The 17,522-nt window shown below is 69.9% G+C and carries 19 protein-coding genes, 1 tRNA gene and 1 pseudogene; 11 read left to right on the top strand and 10 right to left on the bottom strand.

Annotated elements, in window-relative coordinates:
* Positions 1–74 precede the first annotated feature (74 nt).
* A tRNA-Thr gene (locus tag ACLJWH_RS05230) sits at positions 75–148 on the top strand.
* 113 nt (positions 149–261) lie between these two features.
* Here ACLJWH_RS05230 and ACLJWH_RS05225 read toward each other — a convergent pair.
* The 4 genes from ACLJWH_RS05225 to ACLJWH_RS05210 form a co-directional block, all read right to left on the bottom strand.
* Positions 262–522 (bottom strand): hypothetical protein, encoded by a 261-nt coding sequence (locus ACLJWH_RS05225; RefSeq protein ID WP_411140355.1) that lies wholly within the window; start codon positions 520–522, stop codon positions 262–264.
* A gap of 20 nt (positions 523–542) precedes the next feature.
* Positions 543–1,106 carry a hypothetical protein gene (locus tag ACLJWH_RS05220; RefSeq protein ID WP_411140354.1) on the bottom strand — a complete coding sequence of 188 codons (564 nt, stop codon included), beginning with the start codon at positions 1,104–1,106 and terminating at the stop codon, positions 543–545.
* Between the two features lie 134 nt (positions 1,107–1,240).
* Positions 1,241–2,665 carry an MFS transporter gene (locus tag ACLJWH_RS05215; protein WP_411140353.1) on the bottom strand — a complete coding sequence of 475 codons (1,425 nt, stop codon included), beginning with the start codon at positions 2,663–2,665 and terminating at the stop codon, positions 1,241–1,243.
* A 32-nt stretch (positions 2,666–2,697) separates the two neighbouring features.
* Positions 2,698–3,120, bottom strand: coding sequence for a RidA family protein (locus ACLJWH_RS05210; protein ID WP_411140352.1), 423 nt, complete (start codon positions 3,118–3,120; stop codon positions 2,698–2,700).
* Between the two features lie 209 nt (positions 3,121–3,329).
* Here ACLJWH_RS05210 and ACLJWH_RS05205 point away from each other — a divergent pair, with 209 nt between their 5' ends.
* The 3 genes from ACLJWH_RS05205 (at position 3,330) to ACLJWH_RS05195 (ending at position 6,311) form a co-directional block, all read left to right on the top strand.
* Positions 3,330–4,100 (top strand): ArsR/SmtB family transcription factor, encoded by a 771-nt coding sequence (locus ACLJWH_RS05205; protein ID WP_411140351.1) that lies wholly within the window; start codon positions 3,330–3,332, stop codon positions 4,098–4,100.
* Positions 4,101–4,520: 420 nt separating this feature from the next.
* Positions 4,521–4,898 (top strand): hypothetical protein, encoded by a 378-nt coding sequence (locus ACLJWH_RS05200; protein ID WP_411140350.1) that lies wholly within the window; start codon positions 4,521–4,523, stop codon positions 4,896–4,898.
* A gap of 309 nt (positions 4,899–5,207) precedes the next feature.
* Complete coding sequence (locus ACLJWH_RS05195) at positions 5,208–6,311, top strand: aminopeptidase P family protein (protein WP_411140435.1); 1,104 nt, start codon at positions 5,208–5,210, stop codon at positions 6,309–6,311.
* 255 nt (positions 6,312–6,566) lie between these two features.
* Here the strand turns inward: ACLJWH_RS05195 and ACLJWH_RS05190 are convergent, their stop codons facing one another.
* Positions 6,567–7,565 carry a zinc-binding dehydrogenase gene (locus tag ACLJWH_RS05190; RefSeq protein ID WP_411140349.1) on the bottom strand — a complete coding sequence of 333 codons (999 nt, stop codon included), beginning with the start codon at positions 7,563–7,565 and terminating at the stop codon, positions 6,567–6,569.
* 223 nt (positions 7,566–7,788) lie between these two features.
* Positions 7,789–8,983 (bottom strand): annotated as a pseudogene (locus ACLJWH_RS05185) (FAD-dependent oxidoreductase).
* A 485-nt stretch (positions 8,984–9,468) separates the two neighbouring features.
* Here ACLJWH_RS05185 and ACLJWH_RS05180 point away from each other — a divergent pair.
* Positions 9,469–10,113: a pentapeptide repeat-containing protein gene (locus tag ACLJWH_RS05180; RefSeq protein ID WP_411140434.1), complete on the top strand. Its 645-nt coding sequence runs from the start codon at positions 9,469–9,471 to the stop codon at positions 10,111–10,113.
* Positions 10,114–10,389: 276 nt separating this feature from the next.
* Here ACLJWH_RS05180 and ACLJWH_RS05175 read toward each other — a convergent pair whose 3' ends face one another.
* A complete protein-coding gene (locus tag ACLJWH_RS05175; protein ID WP_411140348.1) occupies positions 10,390–10,887 on the bottom strand; it encodes a hypothetical protein in 498 nt (165 codons plus the stop codon).
* Positions 10,888–11,278: 391 nt separating this feature from the next.
* Here ACLJWH_RS05175 and ACLJWH_RS05170 point away from each other — a divergent pair, with 391 nt between their 5' ends.
* Positions 11,279–12,676, top strand: coding sequence for an SGNH/GDSL hydrolase family protein (locus ACLJWH_RS05170; protein ID WP_411140347.1), 1,398 nt, complete (start codon positions 11,279–11,281; stop codon positions 12,674–12,676).
* Positions 12,677–12,951: 275 nt separating this feature from the next.
* On the opposite strand, the gene map is transcribed toward ACLJWH_RS05170, so the two are convergent.
* Positions 12,952–13,719 carry a type I methionyl aminopeptidase gene (map, locus tag ACLJWH_RS05165; protein WP_411140346.1) on the bottom strand — a complete coding sequence of 256 codons (768 nt, stop codon included), beginning with the start codon at positions 13,717–13,719 and terminating at the stop codon, positions 12,952–12,954.
* Positions 13,720–13,807: 88 nt separating this feature from the next.
* On the opposite strand from map, the gene ACLJWH_RS05160 reads away from it, so the two are divergent.
* The gene (locus ACLJWH_RS05160) at positions 13,808–14,137 is read left to right on the top strand and encodes a helix-turn-helix domain-containing protein (RefSeq protein ID WP_411140345.1); all 330 of its coding nucleotides are present in this window, start codon (positions 13,808–13,810) and stop codon (positions 14,135–14,137) included.
* Positions 14,138–14,580: 443 nt separating this feature from the next.
* Positions 14,581–14,718, top strand: a complete 138-nt coding sequence (locus ACLJWH_RS05155) for a hypothetical protein (protein ID WP_411140344.1) — start codon at positions 14,581–14,583, stop codon at positions 14,716–14,718.
* A 139-nt stretch (positions 14,719–14,857) separates the two neighbouring features.
* Here ACLJWH_RS05155 and ACLJWH_RS05150 read toward each other — a convergent pair whose 3' ends face one another.
* Together ACLJWH_RS05150 and ACLJWH_RS05145 are read right to left on the bottom strand one after the other, a co-directional pair.
* Positions 14,858–15,070: a DUF397 domain-containing protein gene (locus tag ACLJWH_RS05150; protein ID WP_411140343.1), complete on the bottom strand. Its 213-nt coding sequence runs from the start codon at positions 15,068–15,070 to the stop codon at positions 14,858–14,860.
* Complete coding sequence (locus ACLJWH_RS05145) at positions 15,067–15,897, bottom strand: helix-turn-helix domain-containing protein (RefSeq protein WP_411140342.1); 831 nt, start codon at positions 15,895–15,897, stop codon at positions 15,067–15,069. The genes ACLJWH_RS05150 and ACLJWH_RS05145 overlap by 4 nt, the downstream gene beginning before the upstream one ends.
* 103 nt (positions 15,898–16,000) lie before the next feature.
* Between ACLJWH_RS05145 and ACLJWH_RS05140 the strand changes: the two genes are divergently transcribed.
* From ACLJWH_RS05140 to ACLJWH_RS05130, 3 genes are read left to right on the top strand one after another with little or no spacing between them, the layout of a single operon-like run.
* Entirely contained in the window at positions 16,001–16,261 is a 261-nt protein-coding gene (locus ACLJWH_RS05140; RefSeq protein WP_411140341.1) for a hypothetical protein, read from the top strand.
* On the top strand, positions 16,251–16,442 hold the full coding sequence (locus ACLJWH_RS05135; RefSeq protein WP_411140340.1) for a hypothetical protein: 192 nt from the start codon (positions 16,251–16,253) through the stop codon (positions 16,440–16,442). Before ACLJWH_RS05140 ends, ACLJWH_RS05135 begins: the two co-directional genes overlap by 11 nt.
* Entirely contained in the window at positions 16,439–16,735 is a 297-nt protein-coding gene (locus ACLJWH_RS05130) for a hypothetical protein (RefSeq protein ID WP_411140339.1), read from the top strand. Before ACLJWH_RS05135 ends, ACLJWH_RS05130 begins: the two co-directional genes overlap by 4 nt.
* Positions 16,736–17,522: the final 787 nt, after the last annotated feature.

Genomic DNA, 17,522 nt, shown 5'->3' with positions numbered 1-17,522 from the left:
GGTGTCAGTAGTCCCAAGGTCACGAAATTATGGGGACCGGCATCCGGCGCGCCTGGGTACACTTCTTCCGGCACGCCTCCTTAGCTCAGCTGGCCAGAGCACCGCTCTTGTAAAGCGAAGGTCGTCGGTTCGAATCCGACAGGGGGCTCAGAGAGTGTGCAGGTCAGAGCCTGTACCAGCGTGACGAAGGCCCTCCGTGATCTCACGGAGGGCCTTTTCGCGTCAGAGGGGAACGCGCTGGGGACGCGCTGGGAACCTGCCTCAGGTGGGCGTCTCCCCAGGTTCATCGCTGGGAACCTCGGCCTCGGCCGGCGGCTCCTGCCGTTTCCCTGCTCGCGGTACCGGCGCCACTGGAGCATCGGCCTCGGCCTTCTCGAACTGAGGTGGCACCGATGTGTAGGTGTCGGCGGTCAGGGCGTAGCTGCTGTGACCGAGGAGGATTGGGATCTTCTTCATGTGGATGCCGGCCGCCAGGGAGAGTGTGGCCGCGCAGTGCCGGTGTACGGGCGGGCTGTACGCCACCGGGGATCAGTGGTCAGGCATCAGGGTGAGGTAACCGGTCTTGCCGGTCTCGGTGACCTTGAAGCAGTACCTGCCCCTGTCGACGTTGCCGAAATTCGCGGAGTTGACGACGATGTCCTGGGTGACGTAGCAGTCGGCGGCCAGGACGATGTGTCCGTCGCCCTTGCGGAGCGCGATGCCGCTGTGAGCAGTGCGTCGAGAGCCTCCGGGGGCAGACCGTCGGCGTGCGAGGCGAGGTTGCGTACCTGGGTGTCCCGCAGCGCGGTCGCCAATCTGAGCTCCGAGGTGATGCGTTCCGCGGCGGCGTCGTCGAAGAAATACTCCGGCGGGACCTCGAAGAACTCGGCCGGCACGTCCAGTTGCTCCAGGGACGCATTGCGCTCCTTGCCGGTGGCCAGCTCCCACAGACACGTTGCCGAGATCGTGCCGCCCGTGGTCTCCCCGACCTGCGTGGCCAGTTTTGCGTAGCCCGGACGATGCCGCTTGTCCGGGTAGTGCGCCGCGATCAGTTCGCTGAGCCGCTGGTCGAACTTGGCGACCAGACGTCGACCTCCCTGACTGCGGGCGAGTCCGCTCTCGTTCATCAGCTTTCCTCTGCTGGAGACTCGGCCCGCAACCGGGCTGTCCGCTGTGTCGGCCGATGGTGCCGGCAACAACCGGTATCCGTCCGCTCTTGTGGACGAGAGCGAAAAGGTTCGGACCTGCACGGCAGGGTCCGTCAGGCCAAGGCTCGCTCCCCCGGGTCCCGGCCCATGGCCTGGGCGATGAGTGCGCCCACAACGAAGCAGCCCCCGCTGACCAGCGAACCAGTGCGCATGCCCGACTCGAAGTGTGCGGTGTCGGCGACCAGTGCGCCGAGCAGGGCGACTCCGACCGCGCTGCCCACCTGACGGCTGGCGTTGAGCACTCCGGACGCGACCCCTGACCGGTTCGGAGGGGCGGACTCGACCACGGCCGCCACGGCTGCGGGCATCGTGAACGCCGTACCGAAACCGATGGCGGCCAGAGGTAGTACCAGCACCCAGTATGGGGTTGAGCGCCCGGCGATCAGCAGAGACAGGAAGCCGGCGGCGCCGATCAGCAGACCGAGCGTCATGGGCGTCCGGGGGCCGGTACGCGCGGTCATCCGACCGCCCAGGGCTGAGGCCAGACCTGCCATCGCCGTCTGCGGCAGGATCGCCAGCCCGGCCCACAACACCGCGTAGTGGCGGTACTGCTGGAAGTAGAAGGTGACGACGAACAGCTGGCCGTAGAAGCCGATGTTGAGCAGCAGCCCGACGGCGGTGGCGCTGGTGAACGTCACGTGCCGGAACAGCGACAGCGGCAGCATCGCGTTCTCGGTCCGCCGCTCGACGAGCACGAAGGCCAACCCGCAGAGCGCGAACAGTACGAACGCGGCCACGACCACTGGCGCGGACCAGCCCCGGTGACCGCCTTCGATGACGGCGTAGGTCGCGGCGGCGATCGTCAGGATGCCGAGGAACTGCGCGGGCAGGTCCATGCCGCGCACCGTCTGCGACCTAGGCGCGCGCACATGACGAGCGGTCAGGACCATGCCGAGCAGGCCGAAGGGCAGATTGACGTAGAACACCGAGCGCCAGCCGAGTGCGGAGACGAGCAGCCCGCCGAGCACGGGGCCTGAAGCGGCGGCGATGCCCCCGATGCCGCCCCAGACTCCGATCGCCCGGGCGCGGTCCTCTTTGTTGGAGTATGAGGTGTGGATCAGCGCCAGCGAGGTGGGCACCACCAGCGCGGCGGAGAGGCCCTGCAGCAGACGCATCAGGACCAGGAACGGCAGGGTGGGGGCGAGGCCGCAACCCAGTGACGTGGCGACGAACAGCCCGAGTCCCGCCTGGAAGACGGGTTTGCTGCCCAACCGGTCGCCGAGCGAACCGGCGGACAGGAGCAGCCCGGCGAAGGCGATGGTGTAGCCGTCCGCGATCCACTGGGCGCCCGCTAGGTCGCCACCGGTCCCGAAGTCCTGGCCGATGGGCGGCAGCGCGACCGTGACCACCGTCGCGTCCAGCATCACCATGAAGAACCCCAGGCAAAGCGCGATCAGAGGAAGCCGGGATGCCGCCTGCGGCCGCCCCCGGGCCGCGTCGGCCGCTCCATCCAGGTTCCCGAACTCGCGCAGGGGCATGGGTGCTTCGTCACTTCGATCCATGCGTGACATCAGGCCAGTCGCGCCTTCACTTCCGACGAGTCGCGGACCGCGATCGCATCGAGCTCGACGGCCGCGCCCAGGGGAAGCTTTTCCACGATGAACGCCGTACGGGCAGGCGGGTCAACCGGACAGAAGGCGCCGTACACCTCGTCGAACGCGGGCATGCCGTCATAGGTGGTGAGCCAGACCCGTATGCTCACCACGTCCTCGAGCGTCATTCCCGCGGCCTCGAGAGTCGCACGCATATTTGCCAGTACCTGGCGGTCCTGAGACGCAATGTCGTTCGCGACGAGCTTCCCGTCCTTGTCGACGCCGGAATGACCGGCAAGGTAGGCAGTGTCGCCCACCACCACTCCGGGCGAGTAGCGATAACCAGGAAGCTTTCCTCGGGTGATCAACTTTCGGCCCACTATTACCTCCGTAAATACCATGGGGTGAATCCCACGCACCGCAATGCACGTTTGGGCGTGCGCTGCGGTGTGAAACGGGGGAGCGGCAGATTCCAACGTAGCCCCGGAAAGCTTCGGGTCAGATCGAAATGTGCCGCCGTCGGTCCGGCCGGACTGGTGGGTGTGGTGTACACGTGACCGTGGCAGCATCGGGAGCGTGCGACCGACTGGACCCAGTACCTTGGAGAGCCATGCGCGACTTAGCGGGAGACGCCAACTTTCTGACGCCGGCCGCCCTGATCGGAGACCAGACCCGGGCTCGCATCCTGCTCGCCCTGCTGGACGATCGGGCACTTCCGATGACGATGCTCGCGGCGGAGTCGGGGGTGGCGCCCTCCACGGTCAGCAGCCATCTGTCCCAGCTCGTGGAGGGAGGTCTGCTCACAGTCCGGAGCCAGGGCCGCCACCGCTACTACAGCCTGGCGTCCACCGAGGTCGCCGCCGCGCTTGAGGCGCTGGCCAGGCTGGCCCCGCCCTTCACTCCCCGGTCCCTGCGCTCCGGCACCCGGGCTCGCTCCCTGCGCCTGGCGCGCACGTGTTACGACCATCTCGCCGGCCACCTGGGGGTCAGCGTGATGCGGGCGCTGATCGACCGGAAGGTCCTGACAGGCGGGGACGGTGTGCACGACCTGGACCGATCCGTTCGCGACCGGCTGTCCGCGCCCGGCTGGGACCTGACCTACGAGGTCACCGAACTCGGCTGGACGGTACTGGCCGAGGTGGGCGTCGAGCCGCCGCGCACGGACCGGCCGCTCGTGCGCTACTGCGTCGACTGGACGGAGCAGCGCCACCATCTGGCCGGAGCCGTGGGTGCCGCGCTGCTTGAGCGACTGCTGGAGATCGGATGGGTCGTGCGGGTGCGCGGCAGCCGGGTGATCCAGGTACCCGACAAGGGAGCGCAGGGACTTCGCGAGTGGCTCGGCGTGGAGATGGAGGACCTGCGCACGCGCGCCGCCGTGTGATGCGGACCGCGAGCGCGGTCCGGACCTGAGGTGACGCACGGCGCCGCGCATCACCTCACCACCGGTAGGCGAGGATCTTGCCGTCGCGGAACCGGTGGGCCGTGGGATCCACCGGGGAACTCCCGGGCCTGCCGGTGTGGTGCACGGGAGGGCAGTCGCAGGGCTTTGACGACGCTCGCTTCCAGGTCCAGGAGCGCTTCGGCGGCCTTGGCCTCTGTGGGTGTGAGGAGATGAGATCCGAGCAGTGCGGCCGTGGCCCATGGCCTCGGCGAGCTCCTGCCACCTGCCGGGCAACCGCAGTGGAGGCTCGGGAGGGGGCACCAGCGAACTCTTCCGACAGCCGTCCTACCAGGAAGGGGTCACCCCGGCCGGCGCCTGTTCGCCCCCGACATCAGCGCCGACGGTGATCCGGGGACCATCATGGACCTCGGCTACGTCAACGCCCCGGACGCACCGGGGCGTTACGAGCCCGTCTACGCCGGCGGCACCAGCGCCTCGGCCTCTCTCGTCGCCGGGATGCCAGCCGTCCTGAACGAACGGAACCACCGGCCCACGGGTTTCGCCAGCGCCTGCCTCTACCCCTTGCACGGCAAGCCCGAACTGCGCGACGTCACCGACACTCCGCTCGGCCCCACCACCAGGCTCGGTGAGCTGACGTACGCGGCGGACAACCCCGGATCGGTCTACCTGCACGCCTTCGGGCAGGACATCGGACTGTCCGCGGTACCCGGCTACGACCACGTAACGGGCCTGGGCACGCCCACGTCCGCGTTCTTCACCCGAGCCGGGCGGCCCTGAGGCACCGGCCTCATCCGGAGAACCACCGGACAGCGGACCCGCCCCGGACGGGGCCGGTGGGGTGACGGTTCCGGTGGCCGCGCGAAGGTGTGGACGGCGAGGCGCAGGCCGCTCGCTGTCGGGGCGGGGCGGGGAGGGGAGGGGGAGTGGCGCGGTTTGCCGAGTTACGCGGCGCTGTGGGCGGAGCCCGACCGGGAGAGGAGGGGGAGGGCTCGGGTGGGGCTGGTGGGGTCGATGGAGCGGGTGGGATGGGGTTTTGGACGGGCCGCGGGGCGTCGGCGGCGTAAATTCACCGGCATGGTGATTTCGATGACGCGTGACGACTACGAGCGGCGGATGGAACGGGCGGGCCGGGTCGCCGCCAACGTCGGGCTGGCCGGGCTGATCGTGACGCCGGGGCCGGATCTGACGTGGCTGTGCGGCTACCGGCCGACCGCGGAAACCGAGCGGCTGACCGCCCTGGTCATCGCCGCCGGCCGGCGGCCGCGGCTGCTGGTGCCCGTACTGGAGCAGCCCGATGCGGAGCGGGCCGCCGGCGCCGGGGCCATGGACGTGGCGGGCTGGCGGGACGGCTCGAACCCGTACACGGAGCTGGCCAAGTGGCTCGATCCGCAGGGGCGTTACGGGATGTCCGACGCGACGTGGGCGATGCATCTGCTGGGGCTTCAGCGGGCGCTGCCGGAGAGCGCGTACGGCGCGCTGACGGAGGTGCTGCCGATGCTGCGCGCCGTCAAGGACGTGCACGAGGTGGAGCGGCTGGCGGCGGCCGGGGCGGCGGCGGACGCGACGTACGAGGCGATCCTCGGGGTGCGCTTCGCCGGGCGGCGGGAGCAGGAGGTGGCGGGGGATCTGGCCCGGCTGCTGACCGAGCACGGGCACAGCCAGGTGGACTTCACGGTCGTCGGATCGGGCCCCAACGGCGCCAATCCGCACCATGAGGCGGGCGACCGGGTCATCGGCGAGGGCGACATGGTCGTGCTCGACTTCGGCGGCCTCAAGGACGGGTACGGGTCGGATACGACGCGGACCGTGCATGTGGGCGAGCCGACCGCGGAGGAACGCAATGTGCACGACATCGTGCGGGAGGCGCAGCAGGCGGCGTTCGAGGCGGTGCGGCCCGGGGTGGCGTGCCAGGAGATCGACCGGGTGGCCAGGCAGGTGATCAAGGCGGCGGGGTACGGCGAGTACTTCATCCACCGGACCGGGCACGGCATCGGGGTGACCACGCACGAGCCGCCGTACATGGTCGAGGGCGAGCATCTGCCGCTGGTGCCGGGGATGTGCTTCTCGATCGAACCGGGCATCTATCTGCCGGGGCGTTTCGGGGTGCGGATCGAGGACATCGTGACGTGCACGGAGTCGGGCGGGCGGCGGCTGAACGAGACGGCGCGGGAGATGGCGGTGGTGAGCTGAGCTGAGCTGAGCTGGGCTGGGCTGGGCGGAGTCGGCGGCCTGGGCGCGGTGCGGCGGAGGGGCGGGAGGGGGCGCAGTCTGCTCGTCCCCGTCCCCGTCCCCGTGCCGGTGGCCAGCCTCGTCTCCACGTCCGTCTCCGCCTCCAGCTCCACCTCCGTGTCCGTCCCTGTCTCCGGCACCGTTTCCGGTCCCCCGTCCTCCTCATGGAGATCGGGACGGGGGACCGGGACGGGGATGACGGCCGGCGGAAGTCCGCTACGGGACCAGGACGACCTTCCCCATGGTGGCGCGGTTCTCCAAGGCGTGGTGGGCGGCGGCCGCCTCGGCCAGGGGGAAGCGCTGGACCTCCGGTACGAGTCGGCCGGCCGCCGCCTCCGCCAGCGCCGCGGTCTCCAAGGTGCGGGTCGGGTTGTCGCCGCCGGCCTTGGCCAGCATCGGTGGGCCGACGACCCGCTCGGAGGTGATGCCGCGGGCTGCCAGTTCGTCGTCCGTGAACTCCAGCGGGCCGCCCGAGGACCAGCCGGAGACGAGGTGCCGGCCCCCTCGGACGAGCAGGTCCACGGCGGCCAGGCCGGCTTCGCCGCCGACCGAGTCGAAGACGATGGTGGTACCGGCCGCGGCACGGTCGTCGAGGAAGGCACGGACCAGGGACGGCCAGTCGGCGTCGGTGTAGTCGACGGCGAGGTCGGCGCCCAGTTCGCGGACCCGTGCCACCTTCGTCAGGCCGCCGGCCAGGCCGATGACCGTCGCTCCGGTGTTCTTCGCGTACTGGACGAGCAGTGAGCCGATGCCGCCGGCCGCCGCGGTGACGATCACGATGTCGTCGGGGGTGAGGTCGGCGAAGAGCAGGGTGCCCATGGTGGTGCGGCCGGTGCCGATCATGGCGACGGCCTGGCCTGCGTCGAGCCCCTCGGGAATCGCGTGCAGCCGGTCGGCGGCGGCCACGGCCAGTTCGGCGTAGCCGCCGGGGACCATGCCGAGGTGGGTGACGACCCGGCGGCCGAGCCAGGCGGGGTCGGTGCCCTCGCCGAGGGCGTCCACGGTGCCGGCGACCTCCCGGCCGGGGATCGTCGGCAGATCGGGAAGCGGCGCCGGGCCGCCCTGCTTGCCCGCGCGCAGAGCCGTGTCCAGGACGTGGACGCCGGCCGCGGCCACGGCGATGCGGACCTCGCCGGGCCCCGGCCGGGGGTCCTCGGCCGTCTCGTAGGTGAGGTTTGCCGCGGGACCGAAGGCGTGCAGGCGTATGGCGTGCATGGTGGGGCGTCTCCTTGAGGCGGAGGGAGGGAAGGGAGGGAGGAAGGGGGGATAGGGGGGATAGGGGGGAGGGCGAGTGGGTCGGGGCAGGGGTGGCTGGTGGGGCGGCCATATCTGCCGTACGGCTGGCTGACGGACAACTGCTGTCACTCTGCTAACTCAAGGTTGGTTGAGGTCAATTCCCCCTCGTGATGCTGATACTTCGCGCTGCATCGCGAGGTGCCTATGCGCGCCGTGCGTCTCCTGTTCGCCGGGCGATGCCTGCGGGCAGGGCGAGCGAGACCGCCTCGATGGCGCTGTGGAAGGAGACTTCGCAGAGCAGGCCCGGTGCTGCGACCTGGCCGCCCGTCAGCCAGACGCCGTAGCCACGGTCGATGGCCGGACGGTCGAGCCAGGTGGTGCCCGGCAGATCCACCGCGCCCGTACGGCCGGTGGACAGGGACTCGCGGCGCCAGGTGGCGGGTCGGCGCCAGTCCGGGAAACCGGCGTCCAGGAGGCGTTCGGCGCGCGCGAGCCCGTCGGCGCGCCGTTCGTCCGGAGCGATACCGGTCCGGCCCTGGGGAAGCTGTTCGCCGCCCGGCGCGGGGCCCGGGTCCGGGGCGGTGGACCGCTCGATTCAGCCGGAGAAGTCGAGTCCGGACAGCGCGAACAGGGCGCCGCGCCTGGTCCGTACGGCGATGTCGAGCAGCACCGTACGGGCGTTGGCCCAGGTTGAGGCCGTCGTCCTTGAGGAGGGCGCGGACCGGGGAGAGAGGGATGGCGACGAAGATCGGGTGGGTCTCGGACAGCTTGTCGACGCGGGAGCCGGTCTCGACGCGGGCGCCGGTCTCGATGCGGGCGCCGAGGCCGCGGGCGTGGTCCGCTGTCCGCGCGATCAGCCCGCTCCAGCGGCCGCGGACGTAGTGGGCCTCGGGCGGGATGCTGGTGGCGCGCCGCAGCCGTTCCTGGATGAAGGTGGCGGAGCGGGAGCGGGAGCCGGGGCGTGGTGGAAGGTGGCGGCGCCTGCGTAGGGGGCCGTGGCGCTCGGGGTCGGCTCGCCGACCCGAGAGGTCGCCCAGGCGAGGAAGACCTGGTCGACGGGGGGTTTCCTGTGGCCGCGCGCAGCTTCAAGAGGCCGGACGGGGGAGCCGGCGCAGCGCACCGTGGTGGAAGAGGCGCGGACGGGTGATTTCTGGGGGCGGCAGCGCGGCGATCGGTTCGAGCAGGACGCGCTGCTTGAGCCAGGCCCAGGGCGGGCCACGGTTGTGGAGGGCGTGCGGGCCGTCGTGGGTGAGGTACGGGCTGTCGCCGGTTCGGGCACGGCCGTCCAGGGTGCGGTGCGCCTCGTGGGGGGTGGCGTCCGCGCCTGCCGCGGCAGCCGAGATGGCTGCGGTCAGACCCGTGAAGCCGCCTCCGACGCCGGAGATCCGGTGGGGCATGGCGACGCTCCTTTGGTGAGTTGGTGAGTTGGTGAGTTGGTGGGGCGCGGGTTGGGGGTTGGCCGACGGGTGGGCGGGCAGGGGATTGCGCTGTGTCGTTGCGGGCTTGGACGGGTGGCGGGGTGCCGGATGTGACATGCGCTTCGGAGATTTCCCGTTTCCGCAGGTCAAGTGGTGGGTGTGGGGTGAGCGGCGGGGCATTGTCAGTGGCGTGGTTCACGATGGGGTGTGCGGACAGTGATGGGGTCTGCGAGCGGTGATCGGTTCGGCGGGCCGGGCAGCACGTCGGCGCCGGTCGCGGGCGGCGATTCCGGTCACGAGAAGCGGAGGGCGGATCCGGAGGATGGATCTGGAAGGCGGATCTGGAAGACGGATGCGGAAGGCGGACGCGGAAGATGCGCCCGGACGACGGGTTCGGAAGAACGAACGGGCACGAGCGGTACGGAAAGGCGGTGGATCGCGTGGCTGGGCGCGGTAAGGGGACGGTGCGGGCGGTACGGCGGCCGGAGGTGCGGTTGCCCGAGTTGCAGCCGTACGACGGCGGGGAGCTGGAGCCCGAAGGGGATTACGACGGGCTGGAGTTCGCGGACGCCGACTGGGCGGGTCAGGTGGCGCGCGGCGCCCGCTTCATGGACTGCGCCGTGCGGCGGTGCGCGTTGGATGAGACGGTGCTGAGCCGGGCACGGATCATCGACAGCGTGCTGAGCGGTGTGCGCGGTGTCGGGACCGACCTGTCCCAGGCATCACTGCGTGATGTGGAGGTGTCGGACGCCCGGCTCGGCGGGGCGCAGCTGCACGGTGCGGTGCTGGAGCGGGTCGTGGTGCGCGGTGGAAAGATCGACTTCCTCAATCTGCGCACGTCGAAGCTGCGGGATGTCGCCTTCGAAGGGTGCGTGCTGGTCGAGGCGGACTTCTCGGGCGCGGAGCTGGAGCGAGTGACGTTCGACGACTGCACCATCGCACGGGCGGATTTCACCGGCGCCCGGATGAAGGATGTCGATCTGCGCGGTGCGGCCGCGGTGGACATCGCGCGGGGGATCGACCGGCTGGACGGAGCGGTGATCAGCCCGTCCCAACTGCTCGATCTGGCACCGGCGTTCGCGGCGGCGATAGGCGTACGGGTGGAGTGAGGGGAGGGGCGGGGCGGGAGCGGGACGAGAGGGGGGACAGCGGGAGGGACGCGGGAGAGGGAGCAGGGGGTAGCGGTCAGGAGCGTCGGCGGGCGCGGGCGTGGGGCGCTGACGGGGTCGGTGGTCGGCCAGTCCGGCGACGGCCCGCTGGTGATCCGTTGGTGATCAGCGGGTGGTCGGCAGGCGGTCCACGGTGGTCCGGATGCGGTCCGGATGCGGTCCGGATGCGGTCCGGCTGCTGCCCGGTGGTGGTCTGGCCGTGGTCGGACGCGGTGGTCAGACGCGGGGGAAGCGGGCCTGGAGGTCCCAGATGACCGGGTTGTCGTCGAGGCCGTCGTGCATATCGGTGAGGTCGGCGATCAGGTCGTGCAGAAAGTCGCGGGCCTCCCGGCGCAGGGCGGAGTGGTTGAAGCTGAGCGGGGGCTCGTCGGCCGGCATCCAGTCGGCGTCGATGTCCACCCACCCGAAGCGGCGCTCGAAGAGCAGCCGGTCGCTGGACTCGGTGAAGTCCAGCTCGGCGTGGACGGTGCGGGCGGAGCGGTTGCCGCGCGGGTCGCGGTCGAGCTGTTCGACGATGTCGCACAGCGCCCAGGAGAAGTCGAGGACCGGCACCCATCCCCAGGCGGTGGACAGCTCGCGGTCCGCCTTGGTGTCGGCGATGTAGACGTCGCCGCAGAAGAGGTCGTGGCGCAGCGTGTGCACGTCCGCGGTCCGGTAGTCCATCTGAGGGGGGTCCGGGAAACGGCGGGAGAGGGAATAGCCGAGGTCGATCACCTCTTGATGGTGTCACGCCGGTGGGGCGGGCCGCCCACACCGGTCGGCTTACGGCCCGCCAGGGGAATGCACGGCAAACGATCAGAGCGTCGCACCGCTTCACGGAACCGGCGCTTCACGGAACCGGCGCTTCACGGAACCGGCGATTCACCGGACCGACGGTTTGCTGATCCGCCGGTTCGCCGGTCCGGCGGATCACTGAGGTGCCTCATTGATCCGCTGGTTCGTCCCACGGGTTCGGGCCGCTGGACCTGTCCCGCTGGTTCGTCCCAGCAGTCCGGTGGTTCGTCCCACAGCTACGTCTCTGTTTCGTCTCTGTGGTTCAGCGATTCGGTGGGTAGTTATTGAGACCCCATGGATTCAGAGGGCGGGGAGAGGGCGGGGAATGGTCATGTCTGGTTCCATATTGCGGCGTTCAGGTGTCGCACTGATCTCGACGGCTGTGCTGGTGGCGTTACCGGTGCTGCCGTTCCGGCCGGCCGGACTCGGGGTGCAGGGGGCGGCGGCCGTACCGGCGTCCGCGGCCTCAGGATCCGAGGGGGGAGTCTCCGCCGGTCAGCGCACGGGCCACGGTCAGGGGCACGACGCGGGACACGGGATACCCGGCGACAGATCCGGCGGCGGGCTCGGCGGCCGATGGCGTGGTGGCTGGGCCGCCTCGCCGCAGGCACCGGCCGGCGGGAACGGTCAGAACTGGTCCGAGGCCGGGTTCGTCCGGCAGACGGTCCGGCAGGTCGTCCGCGTCAGTACCGGCGGTTCGCGGGCCCGCATAGAGCTGTCGAACCGGTACGGCGGTACGCCGCTGAAAGTGGCCGGTGCGTCCATCGCCCGTACGGCGCGGGGTGCTTCGGTGCGGCCGGGGTCGGTGCGGGCACTGACCTTCGGGCACAGCCGGTCGGCGACCATACCGGCCGGCGGTGAGCTGCGCAGCGACGGCGTCGGGCTGACGGTCGGCGCCCTGGAGTCGCTGACCGTCACGCTGTATCTGGACGCGCCGACCGGCCCGGCCACGTTCCACGCACTGGCCATGGCCACCAGCTACCGGGCGGCCGGCGATCACCGCTCCGACACCGGGGCCGCGGCCTTCGCCGAGACCTCGCGGTCCTGGTACTACCTCTCGGGCGTCGAGGTCTCCGGCGGCCGGGCCGTGCAACGGGACGCCGTGGTGGCCTTCGGGGACTCCATCACCGACGGCTACGGCTCCACACCCGATGCCAACCACCGCTATCCGGATGCGCTGGCCGAGCGGTTCGCCGCCACCGGGCGGTCGCGGAGCGTCCTCAACGCAGGGATCAGCGGCAACCAGCTGACCAACGACACGAGCGGGTCCGGCGAGAAGGGAGTGGCCCGTTTTCGGAAGGACGTACTGGACGAGCCGAATGTGGGCACGGTCATCGTGCTGGAGGGCATCAACGACATCGGCGCGAGCGAGCGCAGCATCACCTCGGAAAGCCCGACGCCGGAGGTTTCGGTCCGGCAACTGATCGCGGGGCAGCGGGAGTTGATACGCCAGGCGCACAGCAGGGGCGTCAGGGTGATCGGCGCCACGCTGACACCGTTCAAGGGTGCCTTGTACTACACCGAGCGGGGTGAGGCCAAGCGTGATGCGCTCAACGAGTGGATACGGACCTCCGGCGAGTTCGACGGGGTGCTGGACCTGGACCACGCCCTGGCCGACCCCGCCGACCGGGACCGGATCGCGGCCCCCTATGACGTCGGCGACCATCTGCACCCGAGCGACGCCGGCTACCGCGCGATGGCCGCGGCGGTAGACCTCGACGCCCTCTGAGGCCGCGGCGTGGGGACGGACGGATGGAGGGCAGACGGGCAGACGGGCAGGCGGGCGGGCGGGCAGGCGGGCGGGCAGGTGGACATGTGGACGGGTGGGCGGACGGCCGGGTATCGGCGCGAAGCTCGGCGCAGTGATCTGGTCCGTGATCCGGTCCGTGATCGGAACACTGAGCCGATCCGGGGCCCCGCCTCGCCCCAGGGCCCCGCGCACTCCGCCGTTCCTTCCGCATCCCGTCTCGTGCCGCACGCGCCGCGCCGTCTCGCGTACCCCTACTACGGCAGGGTCAGCACCCGAGGACCCTCGTCCGTGATCGCGACGGTGTGCTCGAAGTGGGCGGCGCGGCTGCCGTCCGAGGTGCGCAGCGTCCAGCCGTCGGTGGCGGCGTAGTAGTCATTGCCGCCGCCGGCGAGGAACATCGGCTCGATGGCGATCACGAGGCCGTGGCGGAGGCGGAATCCGCGGCGGGGGCGGCCGTCGTTGGGGACCGGCGGGTCCTCGTGCATCTGGCGGCCGATGCCGTGACCGCCGAAGTCTTCCGGGATGCCGTAACCGGCCGCCCGCCCGATGCTGCCGATCGCGTGCGCGATGTCGCCGATCCGGCCGCCGACCACGGCCGCCGCGATTCCCGCCTCCAGCGCCTGCCGGGTGGTGTCCATCAGGCGGCGGTCCTCGGGGCGCGGTGTGCCGACGGTGAAGCTGACGGCCGCGTCGCCGGCCCAGCCGTCCACGATGGCGCCGCAGTCGATGCTCACCAGGTCGCCGTCGCACAGCCGGTAGGTGTCCGGGATGCCATGCACGATCGCGTCGTTGACGGAGATGCAGATGACCGCGGGGAACGGGGTGGGTGCGAAGGACGGCCGGTAGTTGAGGAACGGTGAGGTGGCGCCGGCCTCGCGCAGGACCGTACGGGCAACCTCGTCCAGGTCCAGCAGTCGCATCCCGGGGGCGGCCGCCGCGCGCACCGCCGCCAGCGCGTCGCCGACGACCCGGCCGGCCACCCGCATCGCGTCCAGCGCTGCATCCGTCTTGATCTCCACCATGGGTACGACCTCCTGCCCGGCCCGGCCGCGGCGTGCGGGGGCGGTATTTATTTACCGGTATTTGTATACCGGTATTAGTATCACGGGCATGGTGCGAACTCCATTGACCCCTTGGGAACGCGAGCGCGGCGAGCGGCTGGGTGCGCTGCTGCGCGCGGCGCGCGGTGACCGCAGCATGGTCGAGGTCGCGGCGGGGGCGGGACTGTCCGCCGAGACGCTGCGCAAGATCGAGACGGGGCGCGTGCCGACCCCGGCGTTCTTCACCATGGCCGCCCTCGCGGGCGCGCTCGGCCTGTCGCTGGACGAACTGGCCGTCCTGGCGGCACCTGACGCCGCGGGGGAGGGGCCGCGGGACGGTACGGGAGGCGGGGCGCGAAGTGTGGTGCGGGGCGGGGTGGGGCGCGGAGTGGCTGCGTAGGCGGCACGTGCGGCTGGTTCGGTCGGTTCGGCCGTTTCGGTCGCGTTCGGTCGCGTTCGCGCTTCGGTTCGCCTGCGCTCTCGTCGCGGGCCCGGCCCGTCTCCGGCTTGTCCCTGCCCTTGTCCCTGCCCCTGGACGTGCCGGAGGGCCGGCCCCCGTAAGGGAACCGGCCCTCCGCGCGGTCATGCGGCCGCACGCTCCTGCGTCGGCGCGGACATCCGGCTGCCGTAGCCGTCCTGACGTCGTAGCAGCCGGCGGCCAGGGCTGCCCAGCCACCGCGACCGTCCAACGGCTACGGCCGTTCAACCACCACGGAGCCACGTAACTACGGAGCCACGTAACTACGGAACTCCGCGATTCCGTAGCTCCGGAACATGGCCACCACGATCAACGCGATCACCGTGCCGATGTGATCGCCGTACCAATGCGATCACCGTGCCAATGTGATCACCGCGGCCAATGTGATCACCGCGGCCGATGCGATCGCCGCGGCCGATGCGATCGCCGCGGCCGATGCGATCGCCGCAGTCAATGCGGCCAACCGGGCATTGAGACTCAGACGTTCACGCCGAAGTCCGTAGCGTCCTTTTCATAGGCTTCTATCATCCTTGACTTACGGCGCCAAATCCGCAGGTCAGGGGGCAAACGGCCCGGTCACTCTTCGGAGTGTTCCGGGCCGTTTCTGTGTCGTTGTGGGCACCGTGCTGACTTGGTGCTGACTCAGGTGGACGGGAAACCGTCGCCCTTCACCTCTGCTACGAACTCGCCCCACACGCCTGCGCCGAAGGCCAAAGCCGGGCCGTGCGGGTCCTTCGAGTCACGGACGGGGACGATGCCGCGCGAGACGACGAGGTTGGCGGCGACCTCGATGCACGCGCCGCCGTTGCTGCTGTAGGAGGACTTGAACCAGCGGGGGGAATCGGTCGTCGTCACGGGGAGCCCTTTCGTACTTGCTCGATCATGGCCACGGATGCTACCTGGGAGAGCGCTTCGATCTGTAGCTGATGGTAGGCCGTCAGCAGGGGCTGGACGAAGCGCGTATCACGCTCCAACCTTCCTTGTTGTGCGGACTCTGCGTAGGCGAGTTGGGACCGGTCTGGCAGCGTCAGCAAGTGCACTGGTAGATCGAACGACCTTCGCTCCCCAAGGTCGTAGGGAGCCACCTGAAGAGTCGTAGAGGGCAGTTCGGCGAAAGCGGCGAGCCGGTCAAGCTGGGCCGACATCACTTGGGGACCGCCCACCACGCGCCGTACGCAGCTCTCGTCAAGAACCACGTAGACCAGGGGCGCGGGAGTCCGATCTAAGGACGCTTGCCGCCGCGCGAGAAGCGTTAGCCGTTCCTCTGCCTGCTGCTCCGTGATCGCGCCCCGTCGCACAGCGCCCGTGGTGATGGCGGCGGCGTACTCCGGAGTCTGGAGCAGGCCGGGGATGATGCCCAGTTCAAAGAGCCTGATCTCTGCCGCGCATACCTCCTGCGCAACAAACTCGGGAAATCCCTCCAGTATTGAGCTGTCCCGTGCGGCCCGGCCTTGACGTTCGAGCCGATCCCCTGTGCCGAAGACCCGGTCAGCGCTACTCGCGAAGCGAGTAGTTGGGGGGCGACGACCAGTTTCAACGGCTGAAATGTGCGTTGGGGAGAACCCCATGCGCCTAGCTAGCTCGTCCTGTGTCCAGCCGTGTTCGTCCCGCAACATGCGTAAACGTACGCCGAAGCGCGCGCCGGGCGACTCGTCAGGGTTCAGTTCCTTGCGATTCACCATCTGGGTACCAACTCCCCACTCATATCACGCAGGTTGAAGACGGGCTGACTGTAGGCCACGCTGGGCCGCCTCGGTAGTGGAACTGCTACGGAGAGGAGCGACCTTGCCTCAGAAGCACACTCCCCCGAAACACCAACTCGACTTCACAGCAGGCCAGTTATCCCTACTGATCGATGCCGGCGGGTTCTGGCGACTGACCCCGGAAGGGGGAGCTGCGGACACCCCCGCCGAAGTCTGGTTCTCCCCGTGGGCGCCGCTGCCCATTGAGGTACCGCGCGGCCCGTACGCCGTGCCCAACTGGACGATCTTGCGGAGGGTCGAGATCGGTCTTCTCCAGCTCAAGCGGAGGTCTGATGAGCAGTGAAGATCCGGTCCCGGCCCTGCGCGTCCCCGGGCTGGAGCCCGTGCCCCATCCGGAGTGCCCCATCTGCATGGCGGCGGCACGAGCCCGTAATCGCGGTCACCAACTGGGCAGCACGGTGACCATCCAGGGCTGCAACACGATCATCCAGCGGCACCCGCACGAGACGGAGGTGGAGGCATGACCGAACGAGGTGAAGATGCTGCGACGGCGCAGGGGACTGCCGCAGCTACCGATCCTTTCGCGGGCACCCCGTACGAGGGCAGTCCCGAGGGGTGGTGGACGCCGCACGGAGGGGCTCTGGATCAGGCGTCGGGCGTGGTCTACGTACCGCCCGGCCCCCGCCGGCACGCAACGCCGAAGCGCCCGACCCCGCTGGTGCGGGTGATCGGCCAGTACGGATGGGCCGCATTTGTCAGCGTCGTGATCATCGCGGCTGTGCTGATCCCGGCGCTCGCCCTTTCCGGCCGCCTGTGAATCGTTGTGGGCGCTGAGACGACATCGGGAGAAGAGTAAGCAATGTCCGTACAGCACTTGCTGAATCTGGCCCTACCGCGAAGCGGGCAAGTGGACTCCACCGCCTGCGTACAGTGCGCCGCACTGCGCAAACAGATGCGGACAGCGATCAAGTCCAACAATGCCGACGGCGTAGACAAAGCACACAAAGCCATGCGGCTCCACAAGGACTACGGGCACCCTGACGACACCAGGACGCTCCCTCTCGATCTCCCCAAGAATTCCCCCCGGCTGATCTAAAAGACTCCGCCCCCTCCCGGACGAATCCCATTCCATCCCCACGGACGTGCGGAATCCCGGCGGGGGGCGGGCACCACCCCGGCCGACTGTCTGCGTGACGGTGGGCAGTCGGCCGGATGCCAGAACCGATCACAGCGAAAGGGCTAAGCTCATGAGCGACGAAGACCCGGTTGGCATGCAGGTGTGTTCCTCATGCAGTGGACAAGGGGTGATTGTGCAGCTCAAGTCGGATGCGCAGGGCAACGAGGTCCCCACGCCTGAGACGTGTGGCGCGTGCTCGGGCAACGGAATGGTGCAGGGGCAGTCTCGGTGACCGAGCGCGGGTACACGCCCGAATCTGAGCCTACGGGCGCGACGTGCCGGTGGTGCCAGGGAACCGGGGCGGTACAGAACTCGTACGCGTACGTCCCTGGTGTCGACCCCTTCGGAAACGACGCGCAGACAGTTGCGCGTATGGGTGCCTGTAAGCACTGCCGAGGGACCGGGACGTACGACTCGGCCCTAGATC

It is taken from the genome of Streptomyces sp. x-80 (genome assembly GCF_046549095.1).
Classification (GTDB): Bacteria; Actinomycetota; Actinomycetes; order Streptomycetales; family Streptomycetaceae; genus Streptomyces; species Streptomyces celluloflavus.
Note: the sequence above shows the minus strand (reverse complement) of the source record. Positions and strands in the feature narration are given on the sequence as shown.

Bases quoted from the DNA above. Each gene is read 5' to 3' on its own strand.
- ACLJWH_RS05220 (WP_411140354.1), bottom strand. From the start codon at position 1,106: ATGAACGAGAGCGGACTCGCCCGCAGTCAGGGAGGTCGACGTCTGGTC.
- ACLJWH_RS05215 (WP_411140353.1), bottom strand. From the start codon at position 2,665: ATGCCCCTGCGCGAGTTCGGGAACCTGGATGGAGCGGCCGACGCGGCC.
- ACLJWH_RS05210 (WP_411140352.1), bottom strand. From the start codon at position 3,120: ATGGTATTTACGGAGGTAATAGTGGGCCGAAAGTTGATCACCCGAGGA.
- ACLJWH_RS05205 (WP_411140351.1), top strand. From the start codon at position 3,330: ATGCGCGACTTAGCGGGAGACGCCAACTTTCTGACGCCGGCCGCCCTG.
- ACLJWH_RS05200 (WP_411140350.1), top strand. From the start codon at position 4,521: ATGGACCTCGGCTACGTCAACGCCCCGGACGCACCGGGGCGTTACGAG.
- ACLJWH_RS05195 (WP_411140435.1), top strand. From the start codon at position 5,208: ATGACGCGTGACGACTACGAGCGGCGGATGGAACGGGCGGGCCGGGTC.
- ACLJWH_RS05190 (WP_411140349.1), bottom strand. From the start codon at position 7,565: ATGCACGCCATACGCCTGCACGCCTTCGGTCCCGCGGCAAACCTCACC.
- ACLJWH_RS05170 (WP_411140347.1), top strand. From the start codon at position 11,279: ATGTCTGGTTCCATATTGCGGCGTTCAGGTGTCGCACTGATCTCGACG.
- map (WP_411140346.1), bottom strand. From the start codon at position 13,719: ATGGTGGAGATCAAGACGGATGCAGCGCTGGACGCGATGCGGGTGGCC.
- ACLJWH_RS05160 (WP_411140345.1), top strand. From the start codon at position 13,808: ATGGTGCGAACTCCATTGACCCCTTGGGAACGCGAGCGCGGCGAGCGG.
- ACLJWH_RS05145 (WP_411140342.1), bottom strand. From the start codon at position 15,897: ATGGTGAATCGCAAGGAACTGAACCCTGACGAGTCGCCCGGCGCGCGC.
- ACLJWH_RS05135 (WP_411140340.1), top strand. From the start codon at position 16,251: ATGAGCAGTGAAGATCCGGTCCCGGCCCTGCGCGTCCCCGGGCTGGAG.
- ACLJWH_RS05130 (WP_411140339.1), top strand. From the start codon at position 16,439: ATGACCGAACGAGGTGAAGATGCTGCGACGGCGCAGGGGACTGCCGCA.